At 59.5% G+C, this 14,020-nt stretch carries 11 protein-coding genes; 10 read left to right on the forward strand and 1 reads right to left on the reverse strand.

The window, feature by feature from the left end; translation table 11 throughout:
- Window positions 1-25 precede the first annotated feature (25 nt).
- Together choW and choV are read left to right on the forward strand one after the other, a co-directional pair.
- Window positions 26-871 carry a choline ABC transporter permease subunit gene (gene choW / locus ACYZUM_RS24185; RefSeq protein WP_041063383.1) on the forward strand — a complete coding sequence of 282 codons (846 nt, stop codon included), beginning with the start codon at window positions 26-28 and terminating at the stop codon, window positions 869-871.
- The gene (choV, locus tag ACYZUM_RS24190) at window positions 868-2,046 is read left to right on the forward strand and encodes a choline ABC transporter ATP-binding protein (RefSeq protein WP_041063385.1); all 1,179 of its coding nucleotides are present in this window, start codon (window positions 868-870) and stop codon (window positions 2,044-2,046) included. The genes choW and choV overlap by 4 nt, the downstream gene beginning before the upstream one ends.
- Window positions 2,047-2,224: 178 nt before the next feature.
- On the opposite strand, the gene betT is transcribed toward choV, so the two are convergent.
- Window positions 2,225-4,222: a choline BCCT transporter BetT gene (gene betT, locus ACYZUM_RS24195; RefSeq protein WP_041063387.1), complete on the reverse strand. Its 1,998-nt coding sequence runs from the start codon at window positions 4,220-4,222 to the stop codon at window positions 2,225-2,227.
- 428 nt (window positions 4,223-4,650) lie between these two features.
- On the opposite strand from betT, the gene betI reads away from it, so the two are divergent.
- From betI to ACYZUM_RS24235, 8 genes are all read left to right on the forward strand, one after another.
- On the forward strand, window positions 4,651-5,271 hold the full coding sequence (betI, locus tag ACYZUM_RS24200; RefSeq protein ID WP_108184040.1) for a transcriptional regulator BetI: 621 nt from the start codon (window positions 4,651-4,653) through the stop codon (window positions 5,269-5,271).
- Between the two features lie 62 nt (window positions 5,272-5,333).
- Window positions 5,334-6,806, forward strand: coding sequence for a betaine-aldehyde dehydrogenase (betB, locus tag ACYZUM_RS24205; protein WP_108184041.1), 1,473 nt, complete (start codon window positions 5,334-5,336; stop codon window positions 6,804-6,806).
- A gap of 236 nt (window positions 6,807-7,042) precedes the next feature.
- The gene (betA, locus tag ACYZUM_RS24210) at window positions 7,043-8,746 is read left to right on the forward strand and encodes a choline dehydrogenase (RefSeq protein WP_108184042.1); all 1,704 of its coding nucleotides are present in this window, start codon (window positions 7,043-7,045) and stop codon (window positions 8,744-8,746) included.
- A gap of 186 nt (window positions 8,747-8,932) precedes the next feature.
- A complete protein-coding gene (locus tag ACYZUM_RS24215; RefSeq protein ID WP_108184043.1) occupies window positions 8,933-9,931 on the forward strand; it encodes a hypothetical protein in 999 nt (332 codons plus the stop codon).
- Window positions 9,931-10,656, forward strand: coding sequence for an AzlC family ABC transporter permease (locus ACYZUM_RS24220; protein WP_108184044.1), 726 nt, complete (start codon window positions 9,931-9,933; stop codon window positions 10,654-10,656). Before ACYZUM_RS24215 ends, ACYZUM_RS24220 begins: the two co-directional genes overlap by 1 nt.
- Window positions 10,653-10,997, forward strand: coding sequence for an AzlD domain-containing protein (locus ACYZUM_RS24225; protein WP_108184045.1), 345 nt, complete (start codon window positions 10,653-10,655; stop codon window positions 10,995-10,997). Before ACYZUM_RS24220 ends, ACYZUM_RS24225 begins: the two co-directional genes overlap by 4 nt.
- A gap of 218 nt (window positions 10,998-11,215) precedes the next feature.
- A complete protein-coding gene (locus ACYZUM_RS24230) occupies window positions 11,216-12,658 on the forward strand; it encodes a TldD/PmbA family protein (protein ID WP_108184046.1) in 1,443 nt (480 codons plus the stop codon).
- The gene (locus tag ACYZUM_RS24235) at window positions 12,658-13,995 is read left to right on the forward strand and encodes a TldD/PmbA family protein (RefSeq protein ID WP_108184047.1); all 1,338 of its coding nucleotides are present in this window, start codon (window positions 12,658-12,660) and stop codon (window positions 13,993-13,995) included. The genes ACYZUM_RS24230 and ACYZUM_RS24235 overlap by 1 nt, the downstream gene beginning before the upstream one ends.
- Window positions 13,996-14,020: the final 25 nt, after the last annotated feature.

A 14,020-nucleotide genomic window follows, 5' to 3' on the forward strand; every position in this document is an offset into this window, starting at 1 on the left:
TCCTTGCATGCGGACGTTCACTACCATGCTGATTGATCAGAAAATCCCTTTAGGCCAGTACATCGCGGGCTTCGTTGAATGGTTGACGCAACACGGCGCCAGCACCTTCGACGCAATCGCCGTGACACTGGAAACGATGATCCACGGCGTGACGTTTGCGCTGACCTGGTTCAACCCGCTGGTGCTGATCGGCCTCATCGCCCTGCTGGCCCACTTCATCCAGCGCAAATGGGGGCTGACGGTGTTCGTCATCGCCTCGTTCCTGCTGATCCTCAATCTGGGTTACTGGCAGGAAACCATGGAAACCCTCGCCCAGGTCATGTTCGCGACCCTGGTCTGCGTGGTCATCGGCGTGCCGCTGGGCATCGTCGCCGCGCACAAGCCGATGTTCTACACTTTAATGCGTCCGGTACTCGATCTGATGCAGACCGTACCGACCTTCGTTTACCTCATTCCTACCCTGACCCTCTTCGGGCTGGGTGTGGTGCCGGGCCTGATCTCCACGGTGGTGTTCGCCATCGCTGCGCCGATCCGCCTGACCTACCTGGGCATCCGCGATGTCCCGCAAGAACTGATGGACGCCGGCAAGGCCTTCGGCTGCTCGCGTCGCCAATTGCTTTCACGGATCGAACTGCCTCACGCCATGCCGAGCATCGCGGCCGGCATCACCCAGTGCATCATGCTGTCGCTGTCGATGGTGGTGATCGCGGCACTGGTGGGCGCCGATGGACTCGGCAAACCGGTGGTCAACGCACTGAACACTGCTGATATCGCCCTGGGCTTCGAAGCGGGCCTGGCGATCGTACTGCTGGCGATCATGCTCGACCGTATCTGCAAACAACCCGACGCCAAAGCAGGGGGTGACGCATGAGCATAATTCGCTTCGATAACGTTGACGTGATCTTCACCAAGGATCCGCGCGAAGCACTGAAACTGCTCGATCAAGGTTTGACCCGCAGTGAGATCCTGAAAAAGACCGGGCAGATCGTTGGCGTGGAAAAGGCCAGCCTGGACATCAACAAAGGCGAGATCTGCGTGCTGATGGGCCTGTCCGGCTCCGGCAAGTCGAGCCTGCTGCGCTGCATCAACGGCCTCAACACCGTCAGTCGCGGCAAGCTGTTCGTCGAGCACGAAGGCAAGCAGATCGACATCGCTTCCTGCACCCCGGCCGAGCTGAAAATGATGCGCACCAAACGCATCGCCATGGTGTTCCAGAAGTTCGCCCTGATGCCGTGGCTGACGGTGCGCGAGAACATCAGTTTCGGTCTGGAAATGCAGGGCCGACCGGAAAAGGAACGGCGCAAGCTGGTGGACGACAAGCTCGAACTGGTGGGCCTGACCCAATGGCGCAACAAGAAGCCCGATGAACTCTCCGGCGGCATGCAACAGCGGGTCGGTCTGGCCCGGGCGCTGGCGATGGACGCCGACATTCTGTTGATGGACGAACCGTTCTCGGCACTCGACCCGCTGATCCGTCAGGGTCTGCAGGACGAACTGCTGGAACTGCAACGCAAGCTGAGCAAGACCATCGTGTTTGTCAGTCACGACCTCGACGAGGCGCTCAAACTGGGGAGCCGCATCGCGATCATGAAAGACGGCCGGATCATCCAGTACAGCGTGCCGGAAGAGATCGTGCTGAACCCGGCGGACGACTATGTGCGCACCTTCGTGGCCCACACCAATCCGCTCAACGTGCTCTGCGGTCGCAGCCTGATGCGCACGCTGGACAACTGCAAACGCATCAACGGTTCGGTGTGCCTCGACCCGGGCGGCGACTCGTGGCTGGACCTGGCCGAAGGCAACACCATCAAGGGCGCGCGGCAGAACGGTTCGGTGCTGAACCTGCAGAACTGGGCACCGGGCCAGGCCGTGGAAGGTCTGGAGCGCAAACCGACGCTGGTGGACTCGAACATCGGCATGCGTGACGCGCTGCAGATTCGCTACCAGACCGGCAACAAACTGGTGCTGCACGACAACAACCATGTGGTGGGGATTCTTGGCGACAGTGAGCTGTATCACGCGTTGCTGGGCAAGAACCTGGGGTAAGAACCCCGGACACAAAAACGCCGCGAGAGGATCGCGGCGTTTTTGTTTGAAGAGCAAAAGATCGCAGCCTTCGGCAGCTCCTACAGGGGGAATGCGATCCATTTAGGAGCTGCCGAAGGCTGCGATCTTTCAAAGGAACAACGCGGTGCTTCAGACTGAAACACCGCGCACTTGCTGTTTAGCTATACACCCGGCCAAGGAGCTGCCGATGGCTTTCAAACTGATCGAGCACATCGCGTGTGATCTGATCCTGCGTGAAGCCCATCAGGTCGTAGTCCTGGCTGCCGTTGTGCAGGTACACCTCGGCACGGTAATAGCGCTGGCGCGCCTCATCGGACTGGGCCGATTCGGTCGGGGTCGCCAGGTAGCCGTCCAGGCTCACTTCATAGACGAAAGGATTGCCCTCTTCCATCTCGACACGCACGCCCATGCAGCGCTTGGATTTGCCCAGCAGCGTCTGCACTTCCAGACCCTGTGCACGCATTTGCGCGGCAGCGTCTTCCAGCGCAGGGCTGACCTGCTTGTCCATGAAGCGCTGCACCACCGATTGGCTCGGCTGCAGATCCAGCTGCGTCAGACGCTCGCTGAAACCACGACGACCGCGCTCAGCCAGTTGCGCCTGCTCCTGTTCGATCTGCACGTCCTGACGCATCGCCTTGTGCAGGCCGAACATGAAGAACACCAGCACCACCGAGAACGGCAGACCGGCCAGCACCACCATGGTTTGCATGGCTTCGAAGTTACCGGCGAACAGCAGACCGATAGTCACCAGCGTGATCACCACCGACCAGAAGATGCGCAGCCAGTGCGGCGCGTCTTCATCGACGTTGCCGCCCTTGCAGGACAGATTCGCCATCATCACCGCGCCGGAGTCGGCCGGGGTCAGGAACAGCACGAAGCCAACAAAGATCGACACACCGATGACGACTTTCGACGCCGGGTAGTGTTCCAGCAACTGGTAGATCGCCATCGACGGCTGTTCCAGCGCCGTCTTGCCGAGTTCCACCGCGCCCTGGTTCATCACCAGATCCAGTGCCGAGTTACCGAAGATCGACAGCCACGCCAGGGTGAAACCCAGCGGAATCAGCAGCACGCCAGCCACCAGCTCACGCACGGTACGACCACGGGAAATACGCGCGATGAACATGCCGACGAATGGCGCCCAGGAAATCCACCAGGCCCAGTAGAACAGGGTCCACAGGCCCAGCCAACGGTCGGACTTGGCGCTGTCGCCTTCATAGACGTACAGGTCGAAGGTCTTCAGCACCACGCCGTTGAGGTAATCGCCGATGTTCTGCACGAAGCCGTTGAGCAGGTGCAGGGTCGGGCCGAACAACAGGACGAAAATCAGCAGACCGCTGAACAGCACGATGTTCAGGTTGGACAGACGACGGATGCCGTTTTCCACACCGGACACGGCAGCGATGGTCGCCACGGTGCTCATCACGATGATCACGATCAGCAGGTTGGTGTTGCTGTGCTCCATGCCGAACAGGTTTTCCAGGCCGGAGGACACTTGCAGCGAGCCGATCCCCAGGTTGGTCACCAGACCCAGCAGGGTCACGAACATGCCGAAGCCGTCCACTGCGTGTCCGGCAGCGCCTTTGACCCAACGCTCGCCGACCAGCGGATACAGCGCCGAACGCAGGGCCAGGGGCTGGTTATGACGGTAAGCAAAGTACGCCACGGCCAGACCGACCAGTGCGTAGATCGCCCAGCCGTGCAGGCCCCAGTGCAGGAACGTCAGTTGCACCGCCTGACGCGCGGCCAGGTTGGTGGCCGCTGCGCCTTCCGGCGGATTGAAGTAATGGTCCAGCGGCTCGGAGGCGCCGAAATACAGCAGCGAAATACCGATACCCGACGAGAACAGCATCCCCGCCCAGGCGCCGTAACTGAAATCCGGGGTATCGTCCTTGCTGCCCAGTTTGAGTTTGCCGTAGGAGGAAAACGCCAGGCCCACCACAAACACCAGGTAGGCGGCGATCACCACCATGTAGTACCAGCCGAAGCTGCGCGACAACCAGGCCTGAGCCATACCCAACATTCTGCCGGCCTCTTGCGGGGCGATGATCAGAATGGCGGTCAACAACAGAATCAGCGCGGTCGAGGTGTAAAACACCCAACCGTTGACCGTCACCTTCTCGGGCGGGGTCTTTATAAGCGAGGCAGAACTCATGGCACAAATGCTCCAGGCAGTGCGAGAGAAGAACACAAGGCAACACGGAACCCGACCAATCGGTTAGTTGGCAGCCGACCGGCGGGTGATATAAAGACACCCCGAAAAAAGCCCGAACCTGCCGAAATGGCGTTGCGAATCGCTTTCGTGGCCGAAGCTGTGCGGACGTTCATCCGAAACCTGGCCCCGAGCGTCTTGCCCATTCAACACGTCCATCGAATAGCGAACCGCGCCATGCCCCACGCAGGCTTCAAGGATTTTCGGAGGTCGTTTTATCGCCATTTACAAGCAGAAAAAATCTGTAGGCAGCGACGATTTGTCGCAGATCTTATTCTTTGTTGATTGAACGTTCAATCAAAACAAAATAGACTGGCCCTCAATCCGATCGGCGTTTATCGCCCGTCGGAAGGCCTAAGGAGATGTGCAAGATGCCCAAGGTCGGTATGCAACCCATCCGCCGCCAACAACTGATCGAAGCCACGTTGCAGGCGGTCGATCAGGTCGGTATGGGGGACGCCAGCATTGCGCTGATCGCCCGTTTGGCCGGTGTCTCGAATGGCATCATCAGTCACTATTTTCAGGACAAGAATGGCCTGATTGCCGCCACGATGCGGTATCTGATGAACGTCCTCAGCGAGAACGTCACCGCGCGCCGGCAGGCGCTGGCAGACCGCAGCCCACGGGCGCATCTGCAGGTGATCATCGAAGGCAACTTCGACGCCAGCCAGGTCAATGGCCCGGCAATGAAAACATGGCTGGCCTTCTGGGCCACCAGCATGCACCAGCCGTCTTTGCACAGGTTGCAGCGGATCAACGATCACCGTCTGTATTCCAACCTGTGCTGCGAGTTCCGCCGTGTGTTGCCGCTCGAAGATGCGCGCAGCGCTGCGCGTGGACTGGCAGCGTTGATCGACGGTTTGTGGTTGCGCGGCGCGCTGTCGGGAGACGCTTTCGACACCGCGCAGGCGCAACAGATCGCTTACGAATACATGGATTTCCAATTGGCCAAGCAGGTGAGCCAGAGCACACAGAAAACGCTCGGTACCTGAACCGCCACCGCAGTTTCAGCGCGGTGGTCGACGCCAACCACTAATGCACTTGCGAGGACACTATGGCCCGTTTCGAACTGCAAAAACTCTACATCGATGGCGCGTACTCCGACGCTGGCAGCGATGCCACTTTCGAAGCCATCAACCCGGCGAACGGTGAAGTCCTCGCCAAAGTGCAACGTGCGACCAAGGAAGACGTCGAGCGTGCCGTGGTCAGCGCTGAAAAGGGCCAGAAAATCTGGGCCGCGATGACCGCCATGGAGCGTTCGCGCATCCTGCGTCGCGCCGTCGACATCCTGCGCGAGCGCAACGATGAACTGGCTGCTCTGGAAACCCTGGACACCGGCAAAGCCTTCTCCGAAACCAAGTACGTCGACATCGTCACCGGTGCTGACGTGCTGGAATACTACGCAGGCCTGGTGCCGGCGATCGAAGGCGAGCAGATTCCGCTGCGCGACACTTCCTTTGTCTACACCCGTCGCGAACCGCTGGGCGTGGTTGCCGGTATCGGCGCGTGGAACTACCCGATCCAGATCGCGCTGTGGAAATCCGCACCCGCCCTGGCCGCTGGTAACGCGATGATCTTCAAGCCAAGCGAAGTCACTTCGCTGACCACCCTGAAACTGGCCGAGATCTACACCGAAGCCGGCCTGCCAAACGGCGTGTTCAACGTCCTGACCGGCAGCGGCCGTGAAGTCGGCACCTGGCTGACCGAGCACCCGCGCATCGAGAAAGTCTCCTTCACCGGCGGCACCGACACCGGCAAGAAAGTCATGGCCAGCGCTTCGGCTTCGTCGCTGAAAGACGTGACCATGGAACTGGGCGGCAAGTCGCCGCTGATCATCTGCGACGACGCCGACCTCGATCGCGCCGCCGACACCGCGATGATGGCCAACTTCTACAGCTCCGGTCAGGTCTGCACCAACGGCACTCGCGTATTCGTACCGAGCCACCTGAAAGCCGCGTTCGAAGCCAAGATTGTCGAGCGCGTCGCGCGCATCCGCATCGGCAACCCGGAAGACGAAAACACCAACTTCGGCCCACTGGTTAGCTTCGCCCACATGGAAAGCGTGCTGGGTTACATCGCCAAGGGTAAAGAAGAAGGTGCTCGCGTGCTGTGCGGCGGCGAGCGTCTGACCAACGGCGAATTCGCCAAAGGCGCCTTCGTTGCACCGACCGTGTTCACCGATTGCACCGACGAGATGACCATCGTCCGTGAAGAAATCTTTGGCCCGGTGATGGCGATCCTCTCCTACGAGACCGAGGAAGAAGTGATCCGCCGCGCCAACGACACCGACTTCGGCCTGGCCGCCGGTATCGTCACCAAAGACCTGAACCGCGCACACCGCGTGATTCATCAACTGGAAGCCGGTATCTGCTGGATCAACGCCTGGGGCGAGTCCGACGCAAAAATGCCGGTGGGCGGTTACAAGCAGTCGGGCGTGGGCCGCGAAAACGGCATCAGCTCGCTGACCAACTACACACGTATCAAATCGGTACAGGTCGAGCTGGGCGATTACGTCTCGGTGTTCTGATCTGACTCAGAGTCTGGATGGGGCCTTTGTGGTGAGGGGATTCATCCCCGACGGGCTGCGAAGCAGCCCCCATCCAGACCCTGCAACTCTCCAGACAGAACTCATTCGCTGGCTTTACGACTGCTGCGCAGCCGGTCGGGGATAAATCCCCTCACCACAGAGGATTCTCTCCTCACCACTGGTTTTGCAGCGTCCCGGCGATCTTGACCTGACCAACCTCTAAGAGGGTGCATTCAATGTCCCAAGAATTCGATTACATCATCATCGGTGCCGGCTCGGCCGGTAACACCCTGGCGACCCGTCTGACTGAAGACGAAGGCGTCACCGTGCTGCTGCTCGAAGCAGGCGGCCCGGACTATCGTTTCGACTTCCGCACGCAAATGCCGGCCGCGCTGGCATTCCCGCTGCAGGGTCGTCGCTACAACTGGGCCTACGAAACCGATCCGGAGCCACACATGGACGGTCGCCGGATGGAATGCGGTCGCGGCAAAGGCCTCGGCGGCTCCTCGCTGATCAACGGCATGTGCTACATCCGTGGCAACGCGATGGACTACGACGGCTGGGCGAAGTTGCCAGGCCTGGAAGACTGGACCTACCTCGACTGCCTGCCGTACTTCCGTAAAGCGGAAACCCGTGACATCGGCCCGAACGATTACCACGGTGGCGACGGCCCGGTCAGCGTGACCACGCCGAAAGCCGGCAACAACCCGCTGTTCCACGCCATGGTTGAAGCCGGCGTGCAGGCCGGTTACCCGCGCACCGAAGACTTGAACGGCTACCAGCAGGAAGGCTTCGGCCCGATGGACCGCACCGTGACGCCAAACGGCCGTCGTGCTTCCACTGCCCGTGGCTACCTCGACGTCGCCAAAAAACGCTCGACCCTGACCATCGTCACCCACGCCCTGACCGACAAGATTCTGTTCGAAGGCAAGCGCGCGGTCGGCGTGCGTTATCTGGTCGGCTCGGCGGAAGAGCGCGTTGAAGCCAAAGCACGCAAAGAAGTTCTGCTGTGCTCCGGCGCCATCGCTTCGCCGCAGATTCTGCAGCGCTCCGGCGTCGGCCCGGCGAAACTGCTGGAAAGCCTCGACATCCCGGTCGTCCATGACCTGCCGGGCGTCGGTGAAAACCTGCAGGATCACCTTGAGCTGTACCTGCAATACGCTTGCACCCAACCGGTCTCGCTGTACCCGTCGCTGCTCTGGTACAACCAGCCAGCCATCGGTGCCGAGTGGCTGTTCAACGGCACCGGCATCGGCGCCAGCAACCAGTTCGAAGCCGGCGGTTTCATCCGTACGCGCGAAGAGTTCGAATGGCCGAACATCCAGTACCACTTCCTGCCGGTGGCGATTAACTACAACGGCAGCAACGGTGTGAAAGAGCACGGTTTCCAGGCGCACATGGGCTCCATGCGTTCGCCGAGCCGTGGCCGCATCCAGGTCAAATCCAAGGATCCGCGTCAGCACCCGAGCATCCTGTTCAACTACATGGCCACCGAGCAGGACTGGCAGGAATTCCGTGACGGCATCCGCCTGACCCGCGAAATCATGCAACAGCCTGCGCTGGACGCCTTCCGTGGCCGCGAAATCAGCCCGGGCATCGACGTGCAAACCGATGAGCAACTGGACAAGTTCATCCGCGAGCACGCCGAAACCGCGTTCCACCCGTCCTGCTCGTGCAAGATGGGCACCGACGAGATGGCGGTTGTGGATGGCGAAGGCCGCGTGCACGGCATGCAGAGCCTGCGAGTGGTCGATGCTTCGATCATGCCGATCATCACCACCGGTAACCTGAATGCGCCGACGATCATGATGGCCGAGAAAATCGCCGACAAGATCCGTGGCCGCCAGCCACTGCCGCGCAGCAACGCGCCGTACTATGTCGCTGGCGATGCGCCGGTGAAAGGCAAGGCGCTGCGTGATGTAACGCCTGCCGCTCACTGACAACCAACTGGCGCCGCCACAAAAAACCGCCACCTCTTTCAGAGGCTGGCGGTTTTTTTTATTTAACCCTCCCTACTATTTAAAAGTGCAACTTCGACCGAACAAAACTCGCAATACTTACCAACTTTACCTCTCGATCAAACACACTAGAATGCGCGCCTCCAAAGTACGAACCAAGGAAGAACAATGCCATTCAACTACGCAAATGAGAACATGTCCGCCAGCTTCTTTCGGCACGCATTATCTAAAGAAAAAACCATCACGTTGGACTTCGGCTATTTAAGCGGCGTTATCGAGTCGTGGTGGCAAAAGAACAAGAATCAAAACCTACACACCCTAAAAATACAACTTACAAATTTATTCATTAATTATCTCCACCCAGAAGACACCCTCTACTTTGACCAGGTCGGCACCCACAAAGGCATTGCCGCGGTGTGTATCAGAAATATTTTCAGCATTGACTGCCCTGCATTGGCCCTCACCGTCCATGAGGCGCTGGCTGACCTGTTCCACTTGACTGATATCAAGTACGAATACGAAGACCATAAAGCGCTGTACATGAAACCCTCCGCTGAAAAGTATCGGGAATGGGGTAATGGTTACGGTGACATCACCCCGCATTCAGATGATTTGTATGAAAGCCTGGACGTTGACTATCTTGCACTCACGGTGTGTCGGGACACGACTCGCACGCCGACCGCCTATTACTTTCCAGCCGACTTGCTGTTATCACTTGATGATGAAGAAATTCAAACCTTACTTGGCATGCAGGCGATTTTCATTTCAGGTAAAAACGTCAGCGGCTCGAAAGAGCGCGTTCGAAATGTCGTTGAATACAGTGAACTGTATGGCTACCGGTTTTCACTTGATTTCCGTATCGACATTCACAGCGGCGAGCGAATGCGTGCATTCAACGGCGGTCAAGAGGTGTTGGACAAGATCCGCGCAGGGCTACCCACTGCCAAGTGCAATGTCTCCACAGCGCAGACCGGCACGTTCCTGATCGTTGCCAATAACAAGATATTGCATGCTCGCCCCACTCTGAATATCAGCGCCGATGAGGTTCGCTCGCAAGCCGCAACTTCGACGTTGACCACTACGCCACGCTTGTTGTTTCGCAGCAAAGGGCCTCGCAAGCAGTATTACTCGCTGGACGAAAAGCACGCAGTCCGAGGAGCGGCTTGATGAAGGGCTGCCAGTCGTCATCCGACTCGACCTTCGCGCAGACACTCAAGGCGGGAGGGCGCGACGCTATCACCTTCGGCATCGCGTTCATTTTTCTGTATTTATCAATCGGAATGGTGGGCGCTGCTCAAGCGCTGACATTGAGTCAGACAATGGCAACGACCCTGTTGATTTTTTCGACACCGTTACAGTTTCTACTCATACAAAACTACAACGACGGATGGTTACTGCTCCCGATCATTCTGGCACTCAACGCCCGATTCGTTTTGCTTTCAGCAACGTTGGCACCGTACCTCAAGCAGACGTCGACGCGTAAGACTCTCGCGTCATTGATACTGCTGACACCCTCGATCTTCACGGCCTGCATAACGCGCTTCAAGCACAAGACGAGTTTCCCGTTCGCATATTTTGTTGGCGTAGGCGCCCCCATCTTCGCCTTGTCGATCATCTGCACTTACGTCGGCTTTATCGCCGGCGCAGATTTTGCGTCACCGACCGTTGCAGCCGCCATGACGATGCTCTTGCCACTTCAGTTCACTGCGCTGGCCGGCAAACACTGGCCGCACTACATGGAGGTCTCCAGCTACTGGCTAGGCTTCATCGGTGCCCCTTTGCTGGTGTTGCTCTTCAAGGACTACAGCTTGCTGATTACGCCCTTTGTGATCGGCGGCATGCTCGTAATGATTGAAAATATCCGTATTCGCCAAGGAACGGCTTCGCAATGACTCTCTGGATGCTGATCGGCTTTGCCGCAATCACGGCTTTTGCATTTCGTGCATTACCGTTTGCTTTCAAAAACACCACGGCGCTGGCGCGCACCGACGGTTCTTTTTACCGCTTCGTCAGCTACAGCGCCCAGGCGATGTTGGGAGTGATCATTTATGACACGGCATTTGCCAGGCTCGACGGTCCGAGCCTGGTGCAACAGTTTCAGATTCTGGACGCACTGAAACTGCTGCTCTTAGTCGGAACATTTGCCGTAGTGGCCAGAACCCGAAAAATTCTGCCGGGTTTCTTTGCCAGCCTGCTGATTTACGTACTTGCATTCGCCTATTTGAATAACTGAAGTTTTACCGCAGAACCGGCCAGGGGCCCTTGGACACACTTGCTCAAGCACGCCCCTTTTGCCTGACGGGATGACTGCCACTCACAGAATAGTTTTCCCTCCCGGGCGCCACCCTTGATACTCCCCCCCGCGCAGGCCTACTCTAGTCCTCGTCTGATCGCTTCATCCCTCCCGCCGAATCCGCTGCGCCGCTACTCCCATAACAAGGAGGTTCCCTGATGTTCGATTTCCACCCCCAGCTCAAGCAGCGCTTCGCTGCCTTGCGCACGGGCGCCGAGTTTTTTTCCTTGCGGTATGTACGCGAGTCCGGCCAGTACCTGTCGGTGCGCAAGAATGTCGCCGAACCGCCGAGCCTGAGCCGTGACGAGGGTGCGATGCTCACAGTGCGGGTCAACGGCGTCGAGGCTTACGCGGCGACCAACGACCTGTCGCAGCAAGGTCTGCAAGCCGCCCTGGAGCGCGCCGAACAGCAGGCCCGTCGGCTCAAGCCCCACGCCTTGCTCGACCTGCGCGATCAGCCGGTATCCAGTGACCGCGCTGATTACTTTTCGCCCAATCTCGATCAACCCTTCCCGTCCCTGAGCGAATGCTTCGAGCTGCTCGGCGCGGAATCCGCCGCGGTGCCAAAGGATGAGCGCCTGGTGCATTGGCAAGCGAGCATCGGCATCACCCACGTCGAACAGATTTACCTGAGCAGTGCCGGCGCCGAATTGCGCCAGGCCCAGCGCTTCGTTTATCCAAGTTTCGATGTCACTGCCTACGACGGCCACGACAGCCAGACCCGCTCCCTGGGCCGCGAGAACTTCGGTCAGCAGGGTGGCGCCGACGTGATCAGCCGTTGCGGTCTGGTCGGCGCCGGCCCGCAAGTGGCCGATCAGGCCCTGCAACTGCTGCTCGCGCCAAATACCCCGCAAGGCCCGCGCGATCTGTTGCTGATGCCCGATCAGATGATGCTGCAGATTCACGAGTCGATCGGTCACCCGCTGGAGCTGGACCGGATCCTCGGTGACGAGCGCAATTACGCCGGCACCAGCTTCGTCAAAACCAGCGACTTCGGCAGCCTGCAATACGGTTCGAAGCTGCTCAACGTGACCTTCGACCCGGACATTCCCGAAGAGCTGGCCAGTTACGGCCACGATGACGACGGCAGCAAGGCCAGCAAACAATTCCTGATTCGCCAAGGCTTGCTGTTGCGGCCATTGGGCGGCGCACTGTCGCAGTTCCGCGCCGGCCTCGACGGCGTTGCCAACAGCCGCGCCTGCGGCTGGAACCGGCCGCCGATCGACCGCATGGCCAACCTCAACATCGAGCCGGGCGATCAGTCGCTGACGCAACTGATCAGCGGCATCGAGCACGGCATTCTGATGAGCACCAACCGTTCGTGGTCGATTGACGATGCGCGCAACAAATTCCAGTTCGGTTGCGAGTGGGGGCAGTTGATCGAGAACGGTGAACTCAAGGGTGTGGTGAAAAATCCGAATTACCGAGGTATTTCCGCGCAGTTCTGGAAGAGTCTGCGCGCGGTCGGCGATGCCGGCACCCGTAAGGTGCTGGGCACGCCAAACTGCGGCAAGGGCGAGCCGAATCAGGTGATCCGCGTCGGCCACGCTTCGCCGGCCTGCGTATTCAGCAACGTAGATGTGTTTGGGGGAGACGCCTGATGAACATTTCGAAGAGTCAGTCCGACGCCTTCAAGATCATGGTCAATTGGCTGCGCGACAGCGTGCGCGAGCCGGAACAATTCACCCTCAGCTATGCCGCGGAATCCTCGGCGTTCGTGCGCTTCAACCACGCCAAGGTGCGTCAGGCCGGTCAGGTGCAACAAGCCGACGTCGGGTTGAAGCTGATCAACGATGGCCGCCATGCCGACCTGCACATCACCCTGTCCGGTGATCAGGAGGCCGATCTGCAACGCCTCGCCGAAGGCCTGCAACAACTGCGCGAAACCCTGCCGCTGCTGCCACAGGATCCGTACCTGCTGCTCAACCACAACGGCTGGCAGAGCAACAACGTGCAGCAACATCCGCTGCCGGACACCGAGCAAGTGGTCGAGGAAATCTGCACCGCGGCTGAAGGTCTGGATCTGGTCGGCTTCTATGCTGCCGGCCCGATCAGCCGTGGTTTCGCCAGCTCCTCGGGAGCGTTTGGCTGGCATCAGGCCAACAGCTTCAACTTCGACTTCAGCCTGTTCCACGAAAACGGCGAAGCGGTCAAGGCCAGCTACGCCGGGCACGAATGGAGCAGCGAAGGCTTCGCCCGGCGCTTCCAGCAGGCGCGCGAGCAACTGGCGTTCCTCGGTCGACCGTTGCGCACCCTCGCACCGGGGCAATACCGGGCGTATCTGGCGCCAGCCGCGCTGGAAGAAATCATGGGCATGCTCAGCTGGGGCGGTTTTTCCGCACAGTCGATCGCCAGCAAGAGCAGTCCGCTGCAGAAGCTGTATGTCGGTGATCAGGCGTTCAGTCCGCTGGTGTCGCTGGATGAGCAAGTCAGCGGTTCGTTGAGCCCGGCGTTCTCCGGCGAAGGCTACCCGCGCAGCGATCTGCGGCTGGTCATCGAAGGCAAGGCCGGCGATCAACTGGTCGGCTCGCGCAGTGCCGCCGAATACGGCCTGACCGCCAACGGCGCCGGCGGCGGTGAAATGCCGAGTGCACTGAACATGGCCGCCGGTGACCTGTCACAGGCAGAGATCCTCAAGCAGTTAGGCACCGGGCTGTACATCAGCAACCTGTGGTACCTGAACTACTCGGATCAACCGGCGGCGCGCCTGACCGGCATGACCCGCTTCGCAACTTTCTGGGTCGAGAACGGCGAAATTCAGGCGCCGGTCAGCACCATGCGCTTCGACGACAGCGCCTACAGCCTGCTGGGTTCGCAGTTGGAAGCGTTGACCGCCGAGCGTGAGTTGCTGCTGTCGGCGAGCACGTATAGCCAGCGCAATACGTCGTCGGCGTTGCTGCCGGGGGCGCTGGTGAGCCGATTGACCTTGACCCTGTAACTGAAAACCTCCAGTACCCCCAAGG

It is taken from the genome of Pseudomonas sp. m6p (genome assembly GCF_055760375.1).

What these genes read in the sequence shown, in the direction of transcription:
- ACYZUM_RS24215 (WP_108184043.1), top strand. Translation starts at nt 8,933, where the DNA reads ATGCCATTCAACTACGCAAATGAGAACATGTCCGCCAGCTTCTTTCGG.
- ACYZUM_RS24235 (WP_108184047.1), top strand. Translation starts at nt 12,658, where the DNA reads ATGAACATTTCGAAGAGTCAGTCCGACGCCTTCAAGATCATGGTCAAT.
- choW (WP_041063383.1), top strand. Translation starts at nt 26, where the DNA reads ATGCTGATTGATCAGAAAATCCCTTTAGGCCAGTACATCGCGGGCTTC.
- betI (WP_108184040.1), top strand. Translation starts at nt 4,651, where the DNA reads ATGCCCAAGGTCGGTATGCAACCCATCCGCCGCCAACAACTGATCGAA.
- betB (WP_108184041.1), top strand. Translation starts at nt 5,334, where the DNA reads ATGGCCCGTTTCGAACTGCAAAAACTCTACATCGATGGCGCGTACTCC.
- ACYZUM_RS24220 (WP_108184044.1), top strand. Translation starts at nt 9,931, where the DNA reads ATGAAGGGCTGCCAGTCGTCATCCGACTCGACCTTCGCGCAGACACTC.
- betA (WP_108184042.1), top strand. Translation starts at nt 7,043, where the DNA reads ATGTCCCAAGAATTCGATTACATCATCATCGGTGCCGGCTCGGCCGGT.
- betT (WP_041063387.1), bottom strand. Translation starts at nt 4,222, where the DNA reads ATGAGTTCTGCCTCGCTTATAAAGACCCCGCCCGAGAAGGTGACGGTC.
- ACYZUM_RS24225 (WP_108184045.1), top strand. Translation starts at nt 10,653, where the DNA reads ATGACTCTCTGGATGCTGATCGGCTTTGCCGCAATCACGGCTTTTGCA.
- choV (WP_041063385.1), top strand. Translation starts at nt 868, where the DNA reads ATGAGCATAATTCGCTTCGATAACGTTGACGTGATCTTCACCAAGGAT.
- ACYZUM_RS24230 (WP_108184046.1), top strand. Translation starts at nt 11,216, where the DNA reads ATGTTCGATTTCCACCCCCAGCTCAAGCAGCGCTTCGCTGCCTTGCGC.